This window comes from Gemmatimonadaceae bacterium (genome assembly GCA_016720905.1).
Classification (GTDB): Bacteria; Gemmatimonadota; Gemmatimonadetes; order Gemmatimonadales; family Gemmatimonadaceae; genus Gemmatimonas.
Window position 1 is genome coordinate 17004 of sequence record JADKJT010000037.1, and the last position, 19788, is coordinate 36791.

General features: G+C 63.4%; 24 protein-coding genes and 1 pseudogene. 20 read left to right on the top strand and 5 right to left on the bottom strand.

The window, feature by feature from the left end:
* Window positions 1–115: 115 nt before the first annotated feature.
* From IPP90_23215 to IPP90_23240, 6 genes and pseudogenes are all read left to right on the top strand, one after another.
* Window positions 116–502: a VOC family protein gene (locus tag IPP90_23215; protein ID MBL0173544.1), complete on the top strand. Its 387-nt coding sequence runs from the start codon at window positions 116–118 to the stop codon at window positions 500–502.
* Between the two features lie 9 nt (window positions 503–511).
* Window positions 512–928: a DUF3830 family protein gene (locus IPP90_23220; GenBank protein ID MBL0173545.1), complete on the top strand. Its 417-nt coding sequence runs from the start codon at window positions 512–514 to the stop codon at window positions 926–928.
* 114 nt (window positions 929–1042) lie between these two features.
* Window positions 1043–1369 (top strand): hypothetical protein, encoded by a 327-nt coding sequence (locus tag IPP90_23225; GenBank protein MBL0173546.1) that lies wholly within the window; start codon window positions 1043–1045, stop codon window positions 1367–1369.
* A 315-nt stretch (window positions 1370–1684) separates the two neighbouring features.
* On the top strand, window positions 1685–2020 hold the full coding sequence (locus IPP90_23230) for a hypothetical protein (protein MBL0173547.1): 336 nt from the start codon (window positions 1685–1687) through the stop codon (window positions 2018–2020).
* Window positions 1960–3295: pseudogene (locus IPP90_23235) on the top strand (RNA polymerase subunit sigma-70). Before IPP90_23230 ends, IPP90_23235 begins: the two are co-directional and overlap by 61 nt.
* Before the next feature lie 113 nt (window positions 3296–3408).
* Window positions 3409–3762 (top strand): nuclear transport factor 2 family protein, encoded by a 354-nt coding sequence (locus tag IPP90_23240; GenBank protein ID MBL0173548.1) that lies wholly within the window; start codon window positions 3409–3411, stop codon window positions 3760–3762.
* A 46-nt stretch (window positions 3763–3808) separates the two neighbouring features.
* Here IPP90_23240 and IPP90_23245 read toward each other — a convergent pair whose 3' ends face one another.
* Entirely contained in the window at window positions 3809–4495 is a 687-nt protein-coding gene (locus IPP90_23245; GenBank protein MBL0173549.1) for a TVP38/TMEM64 family protein, read from the bottom strand.
* Between the two features lie 182 nt (window positions 4496–4677).
* Here IPP90_23245 and IPP90_23250 point away from each other — a divergent pair, with 182 nt between their 5' ends.
* From IPP90_23250 to IPP90_23285, 8 genes are all read left to right on the top strand, one after another.
* The gene (locus IPP90_23250; GenBank protein MBL0173550.1) at window positions 4678–5238 is read left to right on the top strand and encodes a dihydrofolate reductase; all 561 of its coding nucleotides are present in this window, start codon (window positions 4678–4680) and stop codon (window positions 5236–5238) included.
* A 186-nt stretch (window positions 5239–5424) separates the two neighbouring features.
* Complete coding sequence (locus IPP90_23255; protein ID MBL0173551.1) at window positions 5425–6156, top strand: hypothetical protein; 732 nt, start codon at window positions 5425–5427, stop codon at window positions 6154–6156.
* Between the two features lie 99 nt (window positions 6157–6255).
* Entirely contained in the window at window positions 6256–6621 is a 366-nt protein-coding gene (locus tag IPP90_23260) for a hypothetical protein (protein ID MBL0173552.1), read from the top strand.
* A gap of 179 nt (window positions 6622–6800) precedes the next feature.
* Entirely contained in the window at window positions 6801–7532 is a 732-nt protein-coding gene (locus IPP90_23265; protein MBL0173553.1) for a hypothetical protein, read from the top strand.
* Window positions 7532–7951 (top strand): ACT domain-containing protein, encoded by a 420-nt coding sequence (locus IPP90_23270; protein MBL0173554.1) that lies wholly within the window; start codon window positions 7532–7534, stop codon window positions 7949–7951. The genes IPP90_23265 and IPP90_23270 overlap by 1 nt, the downstream gene beginning before the upstream one ends.
* Before the next feature lie 10 nt (window positions 7952–7961).
* On the top strand, window positions 7962–8792 hold the full coding sequence (locus IPP90_23275) for a dienelactone hydrolase family protein (protein MBL0173555.1): 831 nt from the start codon (window positions 7962–7964) through the stop codon (window positions 8790–8792).
* A 24-nt stretch (window positions 8793–8816) separates the two neighbouring features.
* Window positions 8817–9434, top strand: coding sequence for a class I SAM-dependent methyltransferase (locus IPP90_23280; GenBank protein MBL0173556.1), 618 nt, complete (start codon window positions 8817–8819; stop codon window positions 9432–9434).
* Entirely contained in the window at window positions 9431–9847 is a 417-nt protein-coding gene (locus tag IPP90_23285; GenBank protein MBL0173557.1) for a DUF3052 family protein, read from the top strand. Before IPP90_23280 ends, IPP90_23285 begins: the two co-directional genes overlap by 4 nt.
* 638 nt (window positions 9848–10485) lie before the next feature.
* Here IPP90_23285 and IPP90_23290 read toward each other — a convergent pair.
* Both IPP90_23290 and IPP90_23295 read right to left on the bottom strand, forming a co-directional pair.
* Window positions 10486–11373 carry an MBL fold metallo-hydrolase gene (locus IPP90_23290; GenBank protein ID MBL0173558.1) on the bottom strand — a complete coding sequence of 296 codons (888 nt, stop codon included), beginning with the start codon at window positions 11371–11373 and terminating at the stop codon, window positions 10486–10488.
* A gap of 2 nt (window positions 11374–11375) precedes the next feature.
* Window positions 11376–11834 carry a hypothetical protein gene (locus IPP90_23295; protein ID MBL0173559.1) on the bottom strand — a complete coding sequence of 153 codons (459 nt, stop codon included), beginning with the start codon at window positions 11832–11834 and terminating at the stop codon, window positions 11376–11378.
* A gap of 34 nt (window positions 11835–11868) precedes the next feature.
* On the opposite strand from IPP90_23295, the gene IPP90_23300 reads away from it, so the two are divergent.
* The 6 genes from IPP90_23300 (at window position 11869) to IPP90_23325 (ending at window position 16765) form a co-directional block, all read left to right on the top strand.
* Complete coding sequence (locus IPP90_23300; GenBank protein ID MBL0173560.1) at window positions 11869–12591, top strand: hypothetical protein; 723 nt, start codon at window positions 11869–11871, stop codon at window positions 12589–12591.
* 108 nt (window positions 12592–12699) lie between these two features.
* Window positions 12700–13668, top strand: a complete 969-nt coding sequence (locus tag IPP90_23305) for a c-type cytochrome (protein MBL0173561.1) — start codon at window positions 12700–12702, stop codon at window positions 13666–13668.
* Between the two features lie 9 nt (window positions 13669–13677).
* Window positions 13678–14979, top strand: a complete 1302-nt coding sequence (gene soxC, locus IPP90_23310) for a sulfite dehydrogenase (protein ID MBL0173562.1) — start codon at window positions 13678–13680, stop codon at window positions 14977–14979.
* Window positions 14980–14981: 2 nt separating this feature from the next.
* Window positions 14982–15635 (top strand): c-type cytochrome, encoded by a 654-nt coding sequence (locus IPP90_23315; protein MBL0173563.1) that lies wholly within the window; start codon window positions 14982–14984, stop codon window positions 15633–15635.
* A gap of 27 nt (window positions 15636–15662) precedes the next feature.
* The gene (locus tag IPP90_23320; protein MBL0173564.1) at window positions 15663–16217 is read left to right on the top strand and encodes a YeeE/YedE family protein; all 555 of its coding nucleotides are present in this window, start codon (window positions 15663–15665) and stop codon (window positions 16215–16217) included.
* Between the two features lie 2 nt (window positions 16218–16219).
* Entirely contained in the window at window positions 16220–16765 is a 546-nt protein-coding gene (locus IPP90_23325) for a YeeE/YedE family protein (GenBank protein MBL0173565.1), read from the top strand.
* A gap of 171 nt (window positions 16766–16936) precedes the next feature.
* On the opposite strand, the gene IPP90_23330 is transcribed toward IPP90_23325, so the two are convergent.
* Both IPP90_23330 and IPP90_23335 read right to left on the bottom strand, forming a co-directional pair.
* Complete coding sequence (locus tag IPP90_23330) at window positions 16937–18259, bottom strand: outer membrane protein transport protein (GenBank protein ID MBL0173566.1); 1323 nt, start codon at window positions 18257–18259, stop codon at window positions 16937–16939.
* A 60-nt stretch (window positions 18260–18319) separates the two neighbouring features.
* Window positions 18320–19339 (bottom strand): hypothetical protein, encoded by a 1020-nt coding sequence (locus IPP90_23335; GenBank protein MBL0173567.1) that lies wholly within the window; start codon window positions 19337–19339, stop codon window positions 18320–18322.
* Window positions 19340–19788: the final 449 nt, after the last annotated feature.

Genomic DNA, 19788 nt, shown 5'->3' on the forward strand with positions numbered 1-19788 from the left:
TCGCTGGAGCGGGCGAAGGAGGCCCGGTCGAGATGGTCTCACCGCTCTTGGCAGAAACCAGCAGCCCGCGGAGCAAGAAGGGTTCCTCTCACTACGATCGCGCATTCGAGGTTTCATGAAACGAGTCACTGGCATCGGCGGCATCTTTTTCAAGGCGAAGGACGCGCCGTTACTGCGAACCTGGTACAAGCGGCATTTGGGAATCGATGTCCAGGTTTGGGGCGGAGCGTCCTTCGATTGGACCGACGCCGAGGGCAAGCCGGTTGCAGGTACTACGGCCTGGTGTATCAATCCACAGGAAGGCGATCACTTTGCTCCCAGCTCTGCTCCCTTCATGGTCAACTACCGCGTGGAAGACCTCCACGCCCTGGTCGGGATCTTGAAGGAGGAAGGCTGCGATGTGCTCGAGAAGATTGAAGAATCCGAGTATGGAAAATTTGCCTGGGTCATTGATCCTGAGGGCAACAAGGTCGAGCTCTGGCAGCCCCCTCAAGGCCAATGAGCGGGCCAGATGACCATGTTGACGGTACGAATCGGTTCGATGGTGTTCACCGCCACGCTTGAATCTGCACGCGCACCACGGACAACCGCCGCGTTCCTGGCGCGCCTCCCGTTTGAAGGACAACTCGTCCAGGCGCGCTGGAGCGGCGAGGCGGGCTGGGTGCCACTCGGCGACTACGATCTTGGAGTCGCCTATGAGAACGCGACGAGTTACCCGGCTCCGGGACAGGTCCTTTGGCACCCACCCGGGCTGAGCGAAGCAGAGCTTCTCTTGCCGTATGGCAGTACATGCTTTTCCAGCCGGGTCGGCCAACTGGCGGGCAACCACTTTCTGACGATCCATGATGCACGTGGCGATCTCGCTGAGCTTGGGCGCAGACTGCTTCACGATGGTGCGCAGCCGATCAGCTTCCAGCTGATCGAGTGAGTCAGTCAGTGAACTGGTCGGTGGCGTTCTCACCGATGTGTGCCCACCGAATCCGAGCATCCTGAGTCGCTGCAACCGAGGCCACACACCGACCGCTGTCGACGGGAGGAATAGATGTTCATTCTTGGACTCTTGATCGCCGCAGTGCCCCTTGGATTCGGCGCGCTGCGCGCTGTCACAACCGGAAGTGACTGGCGGTATCTCTGGGTGGCGGTCAGTGCCTGCACGATTGCGCTGGGCGTCCTGTGGTTCCGACGACAGGTGAGCGGGCCTTCACTGGGCCGCATCGCCACCGCCTTCGTCGCTGCCGGGGTCGCTGCGGCCGCGCTGGCGTTTGCACAGGGCGCGACGTCGGTCGCCGCCGTCTTGACCGTGGCTGGCGGGTTTGGACTCTGCGAGGCGATTGGACTCGGTCTGGCGTTCCGCGCGCGCGCCGGCTAACCACGTTGGTGCGGAGAACCATTTGTCCAATGAACATTCCGAAACAGGAAAGTTCATCGCATGAACGGTTTGTTCGACGTGAAAGTCCGCGCGCCATCCCGCGTGATATTGCTGGCCAACGCCATGGTTCCACTCCGACGTGGTGGATTGGAATCGCGGATGATCCGGACGTTGGGTATCGACAGAAAATTCTAGCCTGTGCGAGGGGCACCATTCCCCGGTTCCCCGGGAGAAAGCGGGAGTGTCCAATTCCGGCCTGCCCGCGCGTCATCAGGTGTCGACCGGATGAACCGGCGGCACTCACAAGGAGATGTCATGCCGAAGTATCTGTGCCTGCAGCGACGACTGGCCGCTGGAAACGCCGAACGTCCCTCACCCGCGCAAATGCAGGATATGTACGCGAAGTTCGGCGCCTGGCAGCAGAAGTTCAGCGCGAACATCGTAGACATGGGCGGAAGACTCGGTGAGGGGAAGCTCACCACCGCGAATCCGGCGCCGGATGGACCGTTCGTGGAGATCAAGGAGCTCGTTGGCGGCTACATGATCGTCTCGGCGGAGAGTCTGGAGCAGGCGATTGCGGTGGCCCGTGAATGCCCGGGGCTAGTTGGCCCTGGATCCGGCGTGGACGTCATCGAAATACGTACTCCTTGAGCACACCCGCGCTGCTGGCCGAGCACTTTTTCCGTCACGAATATGGCCGACTGGTCGCGACGCTCTCGCGGCGGGTTGGAGCGCAACACCTCGACGCGGTCGAGGACGCGGTGCAGTGTGCGTTGATGTCCGCACTCGAAACGTGGACGGTGGCGGGCGTGCCGGACAATCCGACCGCCTGGCTCTATCGCGTGGCGCAGAACCGGCTTTGGGGCGAACTGCGGCAACACACGCGCCGCCGTCGCATCATGGAGCAGCAAACCATCCAAGCCTCCACCGTCCTGCCGGATCCCGTGGACCCGTCTCTCGCCGGGGACATGGAGGACAACCTGCTGCGCATGCTGTTTGTGTGCTGCGACGCGGCGATCCCAACGGAGTCGCAGCTGGTATTGGCTTTGAAGATTCTGTGTGGATTCGAAGTGCGCGAGATCGCGTTTCGACTGTTCACGAGCGAAGCCAATGTGTACAAGCGGCTCGGTCGAGCGCGCGATCGACTGCGGGCGCTGCCGCCACACACCGACGACCTTTCCGCGGGGCAATACGCGTCCCGGCTCCCCTCCGTGCGAACGATTCTCTATCTGATGTTCACGGAGGGCTACCTTTCGACACACGCGGAGTCGGCCATCCGCAGCGAACTCTGCGCCGAAGCGATACGACTGACCGTCATCCTGGCGAAACATCCGGTGGGCGAGTCGCCGGAAACGTCAGCGCTGGTGGCCCTGATGCATCTGCATTCGGCGCGGTTGACCGCCCGTCTTGACGGAACAGGCGGGCTCCTGCTGCTTGAGGAGCAGGACCGCGCGAGCTGGGATCAGAGGGAGATCGCGTGCGGACTGTCGTGGCTGGCCAGGTCGGCGGCCGGCGAGGAGTTTTCCCGGTACCATGCTGAGGCGGGGATTGCCGCCGAACACTGCCTTGCCCCGACCTTCCAGGAAACCAACTGGAGCAAAGTCGTCGAGTACTACAGCCTCCTTGAACGAATCGCACCGTCCGCCATCCATAAGCTGAACCGCGCGGTGGCCATTGCAGAGCTACAGGGGCCCGGTTGCCGGCCTCGCGGTGCTCGACGGTTTTCACCCTCCGACGTGGCTGGCCGATTCATATATGTGGGCAGCGGTGTTGGCCGATTTGCATCGGCGGTGCGGGAATGCAGATACGGCCAGCCGCTATCGCGCGCTCGCTTGTCAATTGGCTCCCACTGCGGCGGTCAGGCAGGTTCTGCAGCGTCGCCTCAATCTTCATCCGCTCCATCCCCTGCCGACCGGAACCGAATGACTCTCGGACGAGCCCTTCTCAATTCACTGTCTGCGCTCGCGCTCGTGTGCGGTTGCACGCGCTCGGCACCGACACCTCGCCAAACTGGACCTGAGGCCAATCGTCAGTTCGTATTGGCTTTCTACAGGGAAGGCCTTACAGGCAAGCAACCGCGACAGGCTTTCGAGCGGTACATGGCTCCTGACTTCATCGAGCACAAGCCGGATGTCGACGCGGGCACCCGCGCGGCCACCATCGCCTTCCTCGAGGAACTTATCAAGAGCATGCCAGATCCGCGCTGGGAGGTGATTCGCACGATTGCCGAGAACGATCTGGTCTTCCTGCACGCTCGTTTCACACCTGCGGCCGGCGCACCGTCGTATGCTGTTGCCGACGTGTTTCGTCTGCGCGATGGTCGAATCGTGGAACACTGGGATGTCGTCGGCGGTCCTCCGGCCGTGTCGCGCAATCCCAACTCGCGTTTCTAGCCCGCAGGAATGTCCCCGCCGCATCGGCGTTCAGCCTCGACCTCATTCACCCGCGCCGATGTGATTCATCCTGGCGCAGTTTCCCCCGCAGCGCACGAGACAGCACCACTGCCGCAACCAACGCGGCTGCCCCCAATGCCAGCAGCAGTCCGATCCGTCGCTCAACGAATCCCTCCCCCAGCAGGACGGTGCCCACCGCATAGGGGAGTTCAGCGATGGCCAGCGCCAACAGATAAACGCTGGGCGAATAGCGCACGAGTCCCAGCAGATAGCCGGGAATCTCTGATGGGAAGGCGAGTTGAATCAGCAGGACGACGCCGAACGGCGTCCGTTGTGTGAGTCGTTGTTCAAGTTGCGCCAGGAGCGTCGCTGATGCCAACCGCTGTACAACCGGTCGTCCAAGGAGCCGCGCCAACGTGTATGCCGCGACACCGCCGAGCATCCAGCCAAGCCACAATAGGAAGGCCGTGAGTACTGGTCCCCAGGCGTACACGGCCGGTGCCACCAGCACGGCACTCGAGAAGAATGCCAGCATGGCGGAAAGCGCCGCGAGGAGGACAAAGACCGTCGCACCGGCCGTCGGGTGCTGGGCAATGATGCGATCGAAGCCGGCAAACACCCTGATCATCGCCGCATGCAATCCGCTTGACGACGCGAGTGCTACCAGTCCGACGATCAGGACCGTCGAAACAACCGCGCGGGCGGTCAGCGGAGAGATGCGGTCGTGGGTCATGCGCGTGCGTCGGAAGATAGCTCCCGGCCGCGAGGTTGGCGGGACCATGTGGCGACGGTGGGATGTGCGCTCTACTTTCCGGGACGGCCCCCGTGGGGCGACGCCCGAGCGGTACCGATGCTCGTCACACTCGACGTCAGGACGAAACCGTGGCTCTACCTGATTCCCGCGTCACGATCCACATGGTGGCGAGCCTCGACGGCTTCATCGCGCGCAGGGACGGGCGTGTCGATTGGCTCGAGACGTCTGATGCATTCGAAGGCGGGGACACCATGGACCCGGAATTTGTCGAGGCGTTCCTCAAGACGATCGACTGCTACGTCATGGGGTCGCGCACCTATGAGACCGCGTTTCGTTTTGACGCCCAAGGGTTGGGGTGGGCGTATGGCGACAAACCCACGTTCGTTCTCACACGTCGCGAATTGCCGCGGACGCGAGATACCGTCGAATTCCATTCGGGTGATTTCGCGGCGTTCGTGAAAACGCGTCTGCGGCCCAGATATCGTTCCATCTGGGTTGTTGGAGGCGCGGACGTTTCCACCGAGTGTCTCCGTCTCGGGCTGGCAGACGAGGTTCGCTATTCCATCATGCCCGTACTGATTGGCGATGGAATTCCATTCTTCGGGATGCTTGACGGAGACACCGCTCTCCATCTGGCGGAGGTCAAAGCGTATCAGAGCGGCATGGTGGACCTTCGGTACGAGGTGCGAGGACCTCTTTCGACACTCGGCGGCACTCCGTGAACCGCAAGAGCGTCAGGACCATGCCCGCGGTGAAGCGTTGGACGCGCCGTTTGCGTGGCGACGTGGCATCGCTCCTCGGGACGCGGTCATGATCCGGCGCCGGGGTCGTTCCTGGGGAGGTGTTGCAGGGGCGGAAGCGACGCGGCAACATTCATACTCTGAACGAGCACACCCCCGGATGAAACCATGACCACCGCTGCGCCAGTGTCTGTCGAGTCCCTCCCGAAACGTTCCGTGCCGATTGCCGAGCACTGGTGGCTGCTGGCCGTGTTTGCCGCGGTCGTTACCGGTTTCTGGCCGTCATTCTTCAAGCATCTTCGCGCACAGGATCTGTCGCACTCACTGCACGGCTTCACGTCCACGGGATGGTTGCTGGGACTCGTGCTGCAATCGTGGTTGATGGCCACGGGCGCGCGCGTGTGGCATCGGCGCGTTGCGTTGGTGATGATCCCGATGGCCGTTGCGTTGGTCGTGACGGCCGTGCCCATGATGCAGGCGATGCTGCGAACGGGTCAGGCACAGCCCGGGTTTCAGCCGATCGCGCGAATGCTGGCCGCTTATGACGCGGCCACGCTGCTGTGTTTCACCGGCTTGCTCTCAGTGGCACTCGTCAACGTCCGGCGGCCGACCATCCATCGGCGCGCACTGAGTGCGACGGCGCTGTATGCCATTCCACCAGCGCTCGCGCGATTCCTCAACGGCCCTTCGATCGGTCTCGACTTCACGGTGGCACTGCATGCGAGCTTTGCACTTGGCTACCTCATATTGGGATGGCTCATTGTCGAGGACCGTCGCCGGAACGTGCCCGATCGGGTCTACCCGTTCACGCTGGTTTCACTCGTGGCCATCCAGTTGCTGATGTCTCCGGTTTCGACGAGTCCCTGGTGGGTGGCGCTCACGGATGCCATGAGCCGTTGACGCACGGCACTTACTGCGCATCCGTCCGCTGTGGATCGGCGTTGCCTTCATGGGGTTTGGCGTGATACGACCTTTTTGAATCGCTACACGGAGTGCGCCATGTTGCTTCCTGCTGTTGTCGCCTTGTTCGTCGGGCAGCCGTGCCCGCCAACGTCACCGGGACGTCCGTATTTCGACTTCCAGGTGAGCACGCCGGCGGTATACCTCGGCACGGATAGCACCCGTGTTCGACCGGACGAGTCCAGGCACGCGAGGCGTCCCTATCCGGCTGACTTTGCGCTGGCGCAATTTGTGGTGGACACCATTGGCGTCCCGGTGCCCGGCACCTTGAAGTTGCTGATGCAACCCGCGGGTCTTTCGGCGGAGTCGGTGATGATGGCGATCATTGCTTGGCGGTACCGGCCGGCGCGGGTCGGCGCGTGCAAAGTGCCGCAGCTGGTGCAAGCGCCGCTGCGGTGGAAGTAGCAACACAACAGGGGCGCCTCAACTGAGGCGCCCCTGTTGTGTGTGCGTCGCCCCGCTGGGCGCGACGCACACCCTAAGATCCGTGGCGCGAACCTAGCGTTTTACAATTGGGACCCCAATCATCCGTTGGGCTGAGATTTGTCTCGAATGGCAACCACGTAGCTGACGGGGTCTGTACGGTGACAGCACATTCGGCCGCTGGCGAGCACCGCTCGCGATATTTCACGGCGATGGGAGGTGTGGCGCTGCTCGCCGTCATCGGCGGCTTCGGCCGTACCTACGCGGTGCCAATGGCGCGCGGTACTTTCGCGGCACCATGGGTCGTCCACCTTCACGGCGCCTTAGCGGTCTCATGGGTGGCGCTGTTTGTTGCACAACCGCTGCTGGTACGGTGGGGTGCCTTGCGAGTACATCGAAAAATCGGGCGCGCAGGCTTGCCGTTGGCGCTCGGCGTTGCCGTTACCATGATTCCGGCCGGTGTCTTTCAGGCCACGCGCGACGCGGCGGCCGGCGCGGGTGACACGGGCATTTCCACACTGCTGGGTGTGTTCACCTCTGGCGTGTTGTTCGTGTCGCTGGTTACGGCGGGTATTGTCACCCGCCGGAATCGAGAAGCGCATTCCCGGTGGATGCTGTTGGCAACGCTCGTCGTGATCTGGCCCGCGTGGTTTCGATTCCGGCACTGGTTTCCCGCGGTGCCGCGTCCCGATGTGTGGTTTGGCGTCGTTTTGTCCTACATATGGATTGTCCTCGCCATGTTGCGCGATCGGATAACGCGCGGTGCCGTGCACGCCGTGCTGGCGTATGGCGGTACTGCGGTGATCATCGAGCAGTCGCTGGAGGTACTCGCGTTTGACCGGCCGTGGTGGCGCGCTGTGGCCAAGTCGATGTACGGATTGCTGCACGCCTGATGCGCCAGCCCGTTTCACGTCTGGCGGACATGCTTGGCACCATGCATCCGGTGCTGCACGACACCGTGTATGTGTTCGCCTGCGTGCCGCGCCACACGGACCTCCAGTCATTGGAACCGCTGGCCACGTTTCATGAAGAGGAAGGGCTCACGCTGATCATCGAGGAGCAGCGGGCGCTCAAGGCCAATTTGCCGGTGGTGTTTCGCGCCGCGTGGATCACCCTCTCTGTGCATTCGGATCTGCAGGGCGTCGGCCTGACCGCCGCAGTCTCCACGGCGCTGGCACACGCCAACATCAGCTGCAACATTGTCGCGGCGGTATTTCACGATCATCTGTTCGTGCCGGTTGAGGCTGGCCACGAGGCACTTGCGGTGTTGCAGGCTCTGCAGTCCAGGCAATCCAAAGCCTCTCCATCCTGACGCCCTGCGCATGATCGAACACGACTCCCTGGCAGACTTTGACATCCGCGAGATCACGCTGAATGACGTCACCAAGACGGTCTATGTCGCCGGAATTGGACCGGCGGTGATCGTGATGACCGAAATGCCCGGTATCACGCCGGAAGTTGCGCGCTTCAGCCGGTGGGTTCGTGACGCGGGATTCACCGTGTACATGCCCTCGCTGTTCGGCCGCGATGGCGCGAATCCGAGTGTGGAGGAAGGCGTGGCCACCTTTCAGCGGGCCTGCATCAGCGCCGAGTTCCGTGCGATGGCCGGCAACGCGTCGAGCCCGGTGACGCAGTGGTTGCGCGCGCTGGCGCGCCTTGCGCATCAACAGTGCGGCGGGCCCGGTGTGGGTGCCATTGGCATGTGCTTCACCGGAAACTTCGCGCTCACCATGATGTTGGAGGCGTCGGTGCTCGCGCCGGTGTTGTCGCAGCCATCGCTTCCGCTGGACAATCCTGCCGGCCTGGAGATTGCGCCGGAGGAGCTGGCGAGCGTACGCGCGCGACTGGAGCGCGACGATCTGACCGTGATGGCCTATCGCTTTTCGGGTGACAAGTTCTGCAAAGCCGAGCGCTTCGCCGCGTACACCGCCGCGCTGGGCGATCGGTTCATCGGGCACGTCTTGCCGGACAGCGCGGCGAAGCGCGCGGGACTCGCGCCATTTTCAGAGCACGCTGTGGCGACGCCGCACAGTGTGGTGACCGCGCACTTGATTGATGAAGCCGGGCAACCGACCATTGCCGCTCGCGACGAAATCCTGGCGTTCTTTGCGCGACGTCTTGGCACGGCGCCTGCCGCACCTGCGATGGCCTGAACACCGGTGACTGACGAAATGTCCATGGATCGCCGCGCGCATTGGGAGCGGGTGTACCGCACGAAGGGGCCGGAGCAGGTGAGCTGGTTCCAGGCGGAAGCACGCCTGTCACGCGAACTGATCGAACGGGTGGCGCCAGATCGTGCCACGCGCATCATTGATATTGGTGCGGGCGCCTCGACGCTTGTCGACGGGTTGCTGGCTGCCGGCTACGAGCACCTGACCATGATGGATTTGTCCGGCGCCGCCTTGACGGCGACACAGCATCGTCTTGGCACCAAGGCCGCAGGCATCGTGTGGGAGGAGGCGGACGTGCTCTCCACCGCCTTCGATGCCGATGCCTATGACGTCTGGCATGATCGCGCCGTCTTTCACTTCCTGACCGAGGCGACCGATCGGGCGCGCTATGTGGCACAGGTGCGCCGCGCAGTCCGACCTGGCGGGTTCGTACTGGTGGCGACGTTTGCGGACGACGGTCCGCTGAAATGCAGTGGACTGGACGTGGCTCGCTATTCCGTGAACGCGCTGTACGACGAATTCGGCGCCGGATTCCGTCTGGTGGAAGGTCATCGCGAGGAGCACATCACGCCGTCTGGTGCGTTGCAGGCCTTCACGTATTGCGTCTGTCAACGCGAATCATGAGCGCCGGCCCGTCGGGCTATTCCGGAACGCCGTTGGCGAAAAAGCTGGGCGTGGTGGCCGGTTCGCGTGTCTATCTGAAGAATGCGCCCGCTGAGTACGCGCAACTGATGGCGCCGTTGCCAGTCGACGTGACATTCACGGCGACCGTCTCGAAGCAGACCGACGTGGCCCACGTGTTCAGCGACAGGAAATCGCTGCTCTCGCAGGAGCTGGTGCGGCTTCGCAAGGCCATCAGGCCCGACGCGGCGATCTGGGTGTCCTGGCCCAAGAAGGCATCCAAGGTGCCCTCGGACATCACCGAAGACACCATTCGCGAAATCGCTTTGCCACTTGGTCTGGTGGATGTGAAGGTGTGCGCGGTGGACGAAATCTGGTCGGGACTCAAGCTGGTGATTCGCAAGGAACTTCGCTGATCACGCGCTACGGCTTTCGCGGGAGCGTGACCCACCACGGATGGAGGTTGGACCCCGTCCAGAATTGTGTCCGCGACCAAACCGCCATGTAGCCAGAGCCCGACGGTGGTGTGAACGTGAGCGCATGCGAACCTTGTGAACCATCGATGACCGGGGTCTGGAAGCGACCGCTTGCATCAGTGGTGACCGTTGCTACCTGAGCGCCCAGGGTGGGGATCGCGACATTCGGATCACCAACGATTGGATAGATCCGCACGACGACGCCTGCAATGCGTGATGCCGTTTTCAAACTGTCATTACCGGCACCGGAGGCTGAAGGGGCGATGACGGTTCCGCTCACATACCCGGAGCCTTGTGGTGATAACGGTTGGCCAATTCCGTTACCGACGGAGTCGACCGCTCCCTTCGCGGCGAAACCGGCCAACGAGTTCTGTTCCACGGGTTCATTGGTGGAACTTCCGCAGGCTGCCGTGCCAGCCAACATCAGCAGGCCAAGCCAAACGCCGCGGGATCGATTTCCGAGTGTCGAAGTCATCCCTGATTCCTCAACGGTAGAGGGCGACCGAATGATCGCCACAGAGGAAACAGCGCAAGGCCTGGCGGTCGTCACTTTCCGTTGGTCCCACCGCACGTACGAATCAGAATCGCTGCAGATCCTTCGCCGACACGACGCGTCCCGCAAATTTCGAACGCACCTCGCTCAGCAGCAGACTGTCGGACGCGCCGAAGAACAACTGATGGTAGAGCACCAGCAGCCCGGGTTTGGCGGCCGTCGCGATGGCGCCGAGTTGTGTGGCCGAGGTATGTGCCTGCGCGTGATATGGCTGACGCGCCGCCGGAATGGTGCGAAATCCGGAATCGGAGTACACCTCGTGGATCAGGATGTCGCAGCCGTTGCATTCCCGGGCGATGGCCGGATTGGCGCGGGCATCGCCGCTGATGACGATGGTGCGGTCGGGCGTCTTGATGCGGTAGCCAAAGGCATACTTCCAGGCGCTGTGCGGCACGGCAAACGCGCGCACCGAGATGCGCGCGTCTTCATACACGAGGCCTTCCGCGATCTCGTGGACGTTGGCCTTCCAGCCAGTGGCCGACGGTCCACCAGCGCTGGCGATCCGTTCACGGATGTCCTCGTCGTTGCCGTCGAGAATGCCGTTCACCAGGCGCTGGGTACCGGGCGGTCCGAACACCTCCAGTGGAGCGGCGCGGCCCTGGATCCACGGCGTGAAGATCACGTCGTTGAGCCCCATCGTATGGTCGGAATGCAGATGGGTGAGAAAGACATGACCCAGTCGGGGCACGCGCAGTCCGACCACGCCATCGCGCACCGCGGCCGCGGCGCGGCGCACGATGCCGGTGCCGGCGTCGAAGAGATAGGCGGTGCTGTCAACGACAATGGCCACGCCGGGACCGGAGCGATCGGGATCAGGGATTGGCGTACCCGTGCCCAACATGACGACGGTGGTACGCGTCGGCTGCGCCACGGCAGCGGCGAACGGGAATGCGAGTGCCAGCAGCAGGCGCATCATCAGCTCAGGAACCGGCGAGCAAGCTGTTCCATACGATCATCCTTCTTGCGTTCGGCCTCGGCCAGCAGCTCCTGGACGTACGGCTTGAGCACCGGCTCGCCCCAGTAGTAACCGGTGGCCCGCTCGGCGAGCTGCGTTTCTCCGACGCGGGCAGCTTCCAGCATTGCCCGGGCAGCGACCCGGTTGAACTCGGGATCTTCCCGTTCGGGAAGGTTATAATTGCGGCGCGGCATTTCGCCTTCCGCGTCGTCTCTCAGAAACGCCCGTGACATGCTTGCCCTCGATTCCGGCACGTGTTCGCATCGTTGCGCACGAAACAAGATAGCATCGATTATCGCCGCGCTCGTGTGCTGGCTGGCGGCGTGCGGAGGTTCGGCAGCGACGGCGGCCACGCCGGAGACACCGCAGGCGACGGTACGCTGCACACCGACGCAGAGTTCGAACGGCCAGCCGATCACTGACCCCAACGGTCCGTATGGCCATCAGACGGTGGTGGCGCAAACCTCGGATGGGCTGACACTCCGGGGGGCGCATCAGGTGCTCGAGCACGCATCCGTGCCCGACGGTGTGCGCCGCGCCGACGGAAGCGTTCTGGTGTACTACGTGAATGGTGCCGCCGGGGCCACGTGGGTGGCGCGCATTGTCGCGGATACCGCCGAGCCGATTGGACCGATTACGGTGGATGGGGTGCCGGCGCCCGTTGGCGTCGTCGATCCCGATGTGCAGACGGTGTCGGGTGGCGCGATCCGCATGTTCTACCTGAATGGTTTTGGGGCGCCGGAAGGGACGCCACGCGCCATGTGCAGTGCCGATTCGGATGATGGCGTGCGGTTCACGACGCGGGGACCGGCGTTCATATGGTCGGGCGGTGAGTCGTTCACCGACCCCAGCGTGATTCCGCTGAGTGACGGGTCGTGGCTGATGGCGATCTCGCTCGGCCAGCAGACGGTTATTGCGCGGTCCAGCAACGGTGTGTCATTCACCCGCGAGTCCACCCTGTCGTTTGGCGGGGTTCCTGAATTGGCTATCGCCCCGGATGGCGCGGCGAGACTTTATGTGTGTGCGGGCGCGATCGTGGCGTACCGCAGCATCGATGGAGGCCGAACCTGGTCGCGGGAGCAGACGGTGATCAGTCCCGGATTTCAGGGTCACAACATCGTCTGCGATCCGTCGATGGTGACCGGCGCCGGTTTGTTTGTTTTCAAGACCGGTTGACCTGCCGGCGTCCGGTCTGGTGGTGCTTGCGGTTGGTAACGTCAAATATTACTATATAGGTGTATAGCGTTGTATAATCTTCCGGCTCTCACGGGCAGGAGTTTTTTCATGCGTCTCTCCCACCGAATTCTGGCGGCCGTTGCCCTCGGCATCGTGACCACGGCCTGCTCCGACACCCCCGCGCCACCACCGGTGGCCACGGGGACCGATCATACCACCGAGTCCGCCGTGACCTTCCGGGAGGCCGCGTGGAAGCCGAAACGCGAAGCTGATATCCCGAATGACTCGCTGGGGGCGTCGATCAAGCGCGGGCTGTACCTGTTGCGATTCACCCCTGAAAGTCTGCCGGCGTACGCGACGTCGAATTTGCGGTGCACCAGCTGTCACCAGGACGATGGCATTCGGCCAACCTCGGGACCGTTGACCGGTTCGCACGCGCGATTCCCGAAGTACATGCCGCGTTCGGGCACGGTGATCGCGCTGGCGGATCGCGTCAATTACTGCTTCACGCGCTCACTGTCAGGTAACGCGATTCCCGTGGGGAGTCGTGAAATGGTGGATATTCTGGCGTATCTCGCATTCATCTCGAAGGATATCCCGGTCGGCACCAAGATCGCCGGTGCCGACGGTCTGGTGTCGATGCCCGATACGCTGGACGGCGATGTGGCGAGAGGCGAGGCGCTCTTCACGGCCAAGACCTGTATCACCTGCCACGGTCCGGAAGGGGCGGGCAATGGTCCGATTCCTCCGCTGTGGGGTCCCAAGTCGTACTCGATTGGCGCGTCAATGACGCGTATTGAACGCGCCGCAAGCTTCATCAAACACAACATGCCGCAGACGGCACCCGGGACGCTTACCGCGCAGGAGGCATTCGACCTCTCGGCGTACATCAATTCTCATCCGCGCCCCGACTCGCCGGGCAAGGAACTCGACTGGCCGATGGGCGGCGCACCGGCCGACGTGCCGTACGACACCAAGGGACACCAGGCTTTCCGTCCGCCACCAGCGCTTCCGCGGGCAAATCCGAAGGGCGCGGTGTGGCCGAACCCGGCGGCCATCAGTCACGCGAAGCAGTAAGTTCTGGCCATGACAGATCCAACGACTCCTTCTGACGTCGCTTCGGCGGTGTCGCTCTCGCGTCGCGAGTTACTGACGGGCGCCGCCGGTGTCATTGGCGGCGCGGTGCTGGCGGGTCTTCCGATGTCCGTTGACGGACAGGGCGCGAAGCCGACGGCTCCTGTTGTGCCGCCGCCCGCGCGACCCGTGGTGCCGCTCGATGCCACCAAGCTGCAAGGTGCACCGACGGCGCCGCTTGGCATGCGTTCGGATTTTGAATCGCCCACCCGCGCACCGTACGGGGAAACGACGGGGAGTTCGCTCACCCCGTTGCAGGATCTCACGGGCAACATCACGCCGTCCGATCTGCACTTTGAACGACATCATGCGGGCATCCCCGCGCTTGATCCCGAACGCCATACGCTGACGATTCACGGGCTGGTCGATCGGCCACTCACGTTCTCGCTGAACGACATCAAGCGGTTCCCGCAGGTGACCCGGACGTATTTCGTTGAATGTTCGGGGAATGGTCGCAACTCGTATCGCGATCCCAAGCCCGACATGACGCCGCAGAAGGTGTCGGGGATGGTGAGCACTTCGGAATGGACGGGTGTGCCACTCGCGACGCTGTTGCGCGAAGCGGGGGTGAAGCCGGAAGCGACGTGGTTCCTTGCCGAAGGTGGCGACGCCTGCCTGCTCACGCGCTCCGTGCCGATCGCCAAGGCGTGGGATGACGCCATGATCGTGTGGGCGCAGAACGGTGAGTCGCTGCGTCCGGCACAGGGGTATCCGTTGCGCCTGTTGCTGCCGGGATGGGAGGGCAACATCAACGTGAAGTGGATTCGACGCATCGAACTGGGTACGCAGCCCTGGATGACCCGATGGGAAACGTCCAAGTACACGGACCCACTGCCCAACGGCACGGCGCGCATCTTCACCTTTGAGATCGACGCCAAGTCGATCATCACGTCACCGGCCGCGCCGAACACGCTGGCGTCGCAGGGGTGGCATTCAGTGAACGGCCTCGCCTGGAGCGGACGTGGTCGCATTGCACGGGTGGAAGTCAGCACCGATGGCGGTGGCACGTGGCACGATGCCGAGTTCCTGAATGCGCCGCAGCCCAAGTCGACGGTACGTTTCCAGTACATGTGGGAGTGGAAGGGTGGCGAATCGGTGTTGCTCAGTCGCGCCACCGACGAGGCGGGGTTCGTTCAGCCGACCCGCACGGCGCTCATTGCCGAACGCGGGCTCGGTACCGACTACCACTACAACCAGATTGTGGGTTGGAAGGTTGACGGCGCCGGTCACGTGACCTTTCACGGAGCGACCTGATCATGCGACGTGAAATGCTGTGCCTGACGGTGCTGACCCTTTGTTTGTCAGCCTGCAACAAGACCGATGGCGGGTCGGGCTTCGGTACCTCGGCCACATCGGGTGCGTCATTTGCCGACTACGATGCGGGCGCGGTGCCCGGCGGTCCGGGTGCGAAGAAGGCGTATGCGCTTGGGCATGCGGTGGTCGACTCGCAGTTGGCGACGATGAACCTTGACGTCGGCTCGGACGGCACGGAGCTGCCGATAGGGAGCGGCACGGTGGCACAGGGCGCGGCGCTGTATGCCACACAATGCGCGCAGTGCCACGGCAAGAAGGGAGAAGGGATGGTGCCAGCCTATCCGCAACTCATCGGCCGCGATCCGAAAGCCGAGAAATTCCCGTTTGCCAACGATCCCAAGTTGCCGCACACCATTGGCAATTACTGGCCGTACGCGACCACGTTGTTCGACTACATCAGGCGGGCGATGCCGCACGTTGCCCCAGGCTCGCTGACGGATGATCAGGTGTACGCGCTCTCGGCGTACCTGTTGGCCGAAAACGATGTCATTGCCGACACCGCCACGCTCGACGCGGCATCGCTGCGTCAGGTCCGCATGCCGTATCGCGATCGATTCGTTCCGGACGACCGGAAGCCGGGTTCCCGCGCGAAGTAGTGTTTCCCCCACCGTAAGGAGCGTCACATGTCCCATGCTGCCAGTGTTTCCGCAGCCGCCAGTACACCGGCGGTTCGCACCGAAAAGCTTCCACCGTGGTTGTTCTACGGTATTCTGTTCGGCCTGCTTGGCGCGGCGTCGATTGTGCTGTGGGGGCCGATTGGTGTGTCGGGCACCTACCCGCGCTTCATCGGCGCGCTCATGCGCGTATTTGATCCGTCGTACGCCGAGGCGAATCCGTATCTGGTGAAGATGGGTTCGCTGCTCAAACCGGAATCGTTTCTCGTGGTGGGTTTGCTGATTGGCGGATTCATCGGTGCGCGAGCGAACCGGGAGAAGGCTCCGGCGTGCGAGATGATTCATCCCAGCGAGACGACGACCGCGAAGCGCTATCGCGACGCGTTCATCGGCGGGTTCCTGATCGTGTTTGGCGCGCGCATTGCGGGCGGCTGCACCAGCGGCCACATCATCTCCGGGATCACCCAACTCTCGGTGAGCGGGTTCATCTTCGCCATTGGCACCTTCGCCACTGGCATCATGTCGGCAAAGATGTTGCACGGCCGTCGCACGGCAGGAGTCTGACCATGACCGCCGCTTCCATTTACGCGTTGCTCGTGGGCGTCGGGATGGGCTTCTTCATCCAGCGGGTTCGTGCGTCGAGCCCGGCGATGATTGCCAGCAACCTGCGTCTCGAAAATCTGTCGGTCATCAAGTTCATGGCGCTCACCATGGCGGTGGGCATGATCGTCGTGTACGGACTGTCGATGGTGATGCCCGAGCAGATGCACTTTGACATCAAGCCGACGTACGTGGTGGGTGTGTTGCTGGGCGGACTGGTGTTCGGCGTCGGCTTCGGCGTTGGCGGGTACTGCCCCGGCACGTGCGTGGTGGGCATTGGTGAAGGCCGCAAGGACGCCATCGTGGCGATTCTTGGCGGCGTGGTCGGTGCACTGGTGTTCACGCTGGTGTACACCGCGCTCATTGCGCCCATCGTCAAGATGGTGGATCTGGGCAAGATCACGCTGCCGGGTGTGCTGCACCTGCCGCCGTTCGTGGTGGCCGTGGTGGTGGGCGCGATCTTCATGGCCGTGATTCGGATGCTACCGACAACGGTGAAACCGGCGCGGTAGCTGCATGGCTTTGAGGGTTGAGTGGTGAGGGACAGAGGGAGGAGCAACTGAAGCGTTGAGCGGTGAGGGGCGAGCGGTCAGGGCAGAGTAACTCTGCCGTCACCGCTCGCCCCTCACCGCTCAACGCTTCGGTTGCTCACTCCTCGGGCCCTTTACACCTCAACGCCTTCGCTACTTCCTCACCGGCCGGAAGGTGAACCCCACCAGCACCGACTTCTCCGACATGGTGTTGGTGACCGATGTATTGGGTATCGCCGCGGGGCGGTACATCGCGCCCTTGATGGAATTCTCCAATGCGGTGTACGCAGCCAGGTTGAGTTCCACGCCCTCGCGAATCTGGAAACCAATGCCACCGGTGATATGGTGTTGCACCACGGCCGGCGCGGGAATGTTGAACATCGACTGTTCGTCGGGGATGGGATTGCCCGAGTAGTTGTAACCGCCGCGTAGCGTCACGCGATCATTGGCCTTGAACTGGATGCCGGCGGCCACCACGACGATGTTCTCCCAGCCGAAGCCCTTCACCGAGCCGTCAGCGTTGTATCCCTTCTCCTGGAAGCCCTTGGTGCTGGCATAGGTCATGTACTTCGCGTCGAGACCGTAGTGCACCCGATCGGTGGGCGAGAAGGCCAGGCCGGCGGCGTAGATGGCCGGCGCGTCCATGCGGAACTTGATGGTGCGCGCGGTGCCGAAGTCCGGAAGATTCGGATTGGCGTGCGTGGACACGTATTCAAAGTCCTGGAACATCTGTGTTGAGGTGTACGCGAGCCCGACGGTGAACTTCGGTGTCACGTCGTACTGAAGACCAGCCTGCACCCCAAAACCGAAGGCTCCGTCTGCCGCGGCGGCCGATGGATAGAACGCGCGGTCATCCTGGGTGCCCGGGGCCCGATCGATGCCGGGATCAAAGTCCGGCGACGCGATTGGCATGGGATCGACAGCGAGCGACGCCCAATCGATGTTGGCGGCGATACCGAAGCGCAGCTTGTCACCGGCCTTCCAGGCAATGGCGGGCGAGATCTTCATCAGGCCGAAATTGGAGTACACCTGCCCGAAGCCGTTGGGACGCGGTGCGAGCATCGGATTGGTGGGATCGGATTTGTAGTTGACGCCAAAACCACCGATGCCAAGTCCGGAGAGACCAATCACCACCTTGTCATTGAGTTCGGTGCTGAAGCCAAACGCCGGAATGGGCGTGAATTCACTGACGCTGGTGGTCGTGCCCGTGAAGGTGCCGTAGGACGACGTCACCGAACGATCGGGTTTGAGCATCTCGAATCCCATCTCGAGATTGGTGCCGGCAAACGTCGCAAGTCCGGCGGGATTGCTGTAGAAGGTGCCGAGCAGGCTGGCGTTGGACGCCACGCCGATGCCGCCAACAGCCGAGTTCACGGCGCCGACGCCATGCAGGAAGTGTCCATCCGTCGCGCGGGCCGCTGCGGGCGCGAGGAGAACGACGGTGGCCGCGAGGGCCGAATACCACGACGAGCGCATATCGAATAGTCTCCGCGAGTGATTAGTGATTCGGGGTGATGGTGTGCTGTTGGGAATGCCTCAGTGACCGAGTCCGGCGACGCGTCTTAGCGAGGCCGCGAGCGATGGTTGGAGTACCGGGTCGGGTGGAAAAGCGACATCGAAGCTCGCCGATGTCGGCGCGCCGGCGGCGCGCAGCCAGAACGCGCGGTAGGCTGCCGCCCGGGTCGGCAGCAATTGATCGAGCAGATCGCCGCCGCACCGCACGGCGGCCAGACTGGCGCGGCGTGCACTGCGCGGATCGGCCGCATTGAAGCCGCGCGCGTGTTCGGCGGCGCGTGTGACGGCGGGGAAGCAGAGCTCGCGCACGAAGGCCAGCAGTGGCGCTTCCGCATCGGGATCGCCGGCGCCCGTGCCCACGGCAATGATGTTGTCCGCGCGGTCGGACGTGCCGGCAAACATGCGTCCTTCCGCGCCGATGGCGGGGCTGACAATCAGTCGTCCGCCATCGAGTCGCTCGGCCTGCAACCACGGTTGCAGTGCGGGCGTGAACACGGAATCGAGGCGCTGCTGCCACGCGGCCAGTTGCGCCGGCGACGGTGGCACGGCGCGCGCGTGCTCGAGCGCGGAGGCCAGTTCGGGGAAACGGTCTCGGCGCGCATCGGGAGAAAGCGCGTTGGTCAGCGCAGCGGTAACCAGCTCGGCGCGCGGTGCCGACGCGATGGCGGGCGTTCGGGAGGCGGCACGCAGGGCCGCCACCAGTGCCGCCCGATCGGCGGTTGGATAGTAGAGCGGAACGAAGTGCAGGATCTCAAAGTCGCGCGACTGGGCGAGGGCGCGCGCAAGTGGGGCTACGCTGGCATCGTCGCGCGGCACGACGAAGGCGAATGCGCCAGCGCCCGGCAATCGCAATCTGGCCAGCAGGTCGAACCACGCGAGACTGGCGTCGGGTGACGACACCGTCCAGCGGGCAGCTGATGAGGCGTTTGCCGCGTCACGATGTGGTGCTGACGACGATTGCGCCTTCACGGCGCCCGCGATGACCGCCGAGGCAAAGCCCGCCAGCACCATGGGCCATCGGAACCGACATTGTATTGCCATATGCCTGATCATGCATATAACAATCGCCGGGTGCCATCAGCGATTCCCCGACCCGTTGCCGGGGGAAGAGGGTCGACGAGACCCATTCGGGAGAATGCAGGTCAGCATTGCACCACTGATTGCCGGGTCCAGCGACCAGACCATGGAGCCCGTAGTATGTTCACGAGCCTTGGCCACTGCGGCCGGTGCCTCATGTCCCGTTCCCTTGTCCCACGACTCTCGCGTGACTTCCAGCCACAGACCGGGCGCATCAACCAGGTCCACAGACGGATCGCCCAGCGTGTCAGGCTCCGCCGCGACGAGCCCGTCCGCAGGCCGGTCAGCGCGTCGCGGCAGCAGCAATTTGATTGCTCTGGGTTCTGCGGCGGTGCTGGCGGTGTACGCGGCGGGTTACGCGCGCACCAAGCCAGCCGCCGACCGGATGGCCGCAGCGAGTACTGAGCGCCGGC

Bases quoted from the DNA above. Each gene is read 5' to 3' on its own strand.
- IPP90_23220 (MBL0173545.1), top strand. From the start codon at position 512: ATGACCATGTTGACGGTACGAATCGGTTCGATGGTGTTCACCGCCACG.
- IPP90_23320 (MBL0173564.1), top strand. From the start codon at position 15,663: ATGTCCCATGCTGCCAGTGTTTCCGCAGCCGCCAGTACACCGGCGGTT.
- IPP90_23255 (MBL0173551.1), top strand. From the start codon at position 5,425: ATGACCACCGCTGCGCCAGTGTCTGTCGAGTCCCTCCCGAAACGTTCC.
- IPP90_23315 (MBL0173563.1), top strand. From the start codon at position 14,982: ATGCGACGTGAAATGCTGTGCCTGACGGTGCTGACCCTTTGTTTGTCA.
- soxC (MBL0173562.1), top strand. From the start codon at position 13,678: ATGACAGATCCAACGACTCCTTCTGACGTCGCTTCGGCGGTGTCGCTC.
- IPP90_23285 (MBL0173557.1), top strand. From the start codon at position 9,431: ATGAGCGCCGGCCCGTCGGGCTATTCCGGAACGCCGTTGGCGAAAAAG.
- IPP90_23330 (MBL0173566.1), bottom strand. From the start codon at position 18,259: ATGCGCTCGTCGTGGTATTCGGCCCTCGCGGCCACCGTCGTTCTCCTC.
- IPP90_23260 (MBL0173552.1), top strand. From the start codon at position 6,256: ATGTTGCTTCCTGCTGTTGTCGCCTTGTTCGTCGGGCAGCCGTGCCCG.
- IPP90_23215 (MBL0173544.1), top strand. From the start codon at position 116: ATGAAACGAGTCACTGGCATCGGCGGCATCTTTTTCAAGGCGAAGGAC.
- IPP90_23225 (MBL0173546.1), top strand. From the start codon at position 1,043: ATGTTCATTCTTGGACTCTTGATCGCCGCAGTGCCCCTTGGATTCGGC.
- IPP90_23305 (MBL0173561.1), top strand. From the start codon at position 12,700: ATGCGTCTCTCCCACCGAATTCTGGCGGCCGTTGCCCTCGGCATCGTG.
- IPP90_23270 (MBL0173554.1), top strand. From the start codon at position 7,532: ATGCGCCAGCCCGTTTCACGTCTGGCGGACATGCTTGGCACCATGCAT.
- IPP90_23250 (MBL0173550.1), top strand. From the start codon at position 4,678: ATGGTGGCGAGCCTCGACGGCTTCATCGCGCGCAGGGACGGGCGTGTC.
- IPP90_23230 (MBL0173547.1), top strand. From the start codon at position 1,685: ATGCCGAAGTATCTGTGCCTGCAGCGACGACTGGCCGCTGGAAACGCC.
- IPP90_23245 (MBL0173549.1), bottom strand. From the start codon at position 4,495: ATGACCCACGACCGCATCTCTCCGCTGACCGCCCGCGCGGTTGTTTCG.
- IPP90_23290 (MBL0173558.1), bottom strand. From the start codon at position 11,373: ATGCGCCTGCTGCTGGCACTCGCATTCCCGTTCGCCGCTGCCGTGGCG.
- IPP90_23275 (MBL0173555.1), top strand. From the start codon at position 7,962: ATGATCGAACACGACTCCCTGGCAGACTTTGACATCCGCGAGATCACG.
- IPP90_23335 (MBL0173567.1), bottom strand. From the start codon at position 19,339: ATGGCAATACAATGTCGGTTCCGATGGCCCATGGTGCTGGCGGGCTTT.
- IPP90_23280 (MBL0173556.1), top strand. From the start codon at position 8,817: ATGGATCGCCGCGCGCATTGGGAGCGGGTGTACCGCACGAAGGGGCCG.
- IPP90_23325 (MBL0173565.1), top strand. From the start codon at position 16,220: ATGACCGCCGCTTCCATTTACGCGTTGCTCGTGGGCGTCGGGATGGGC.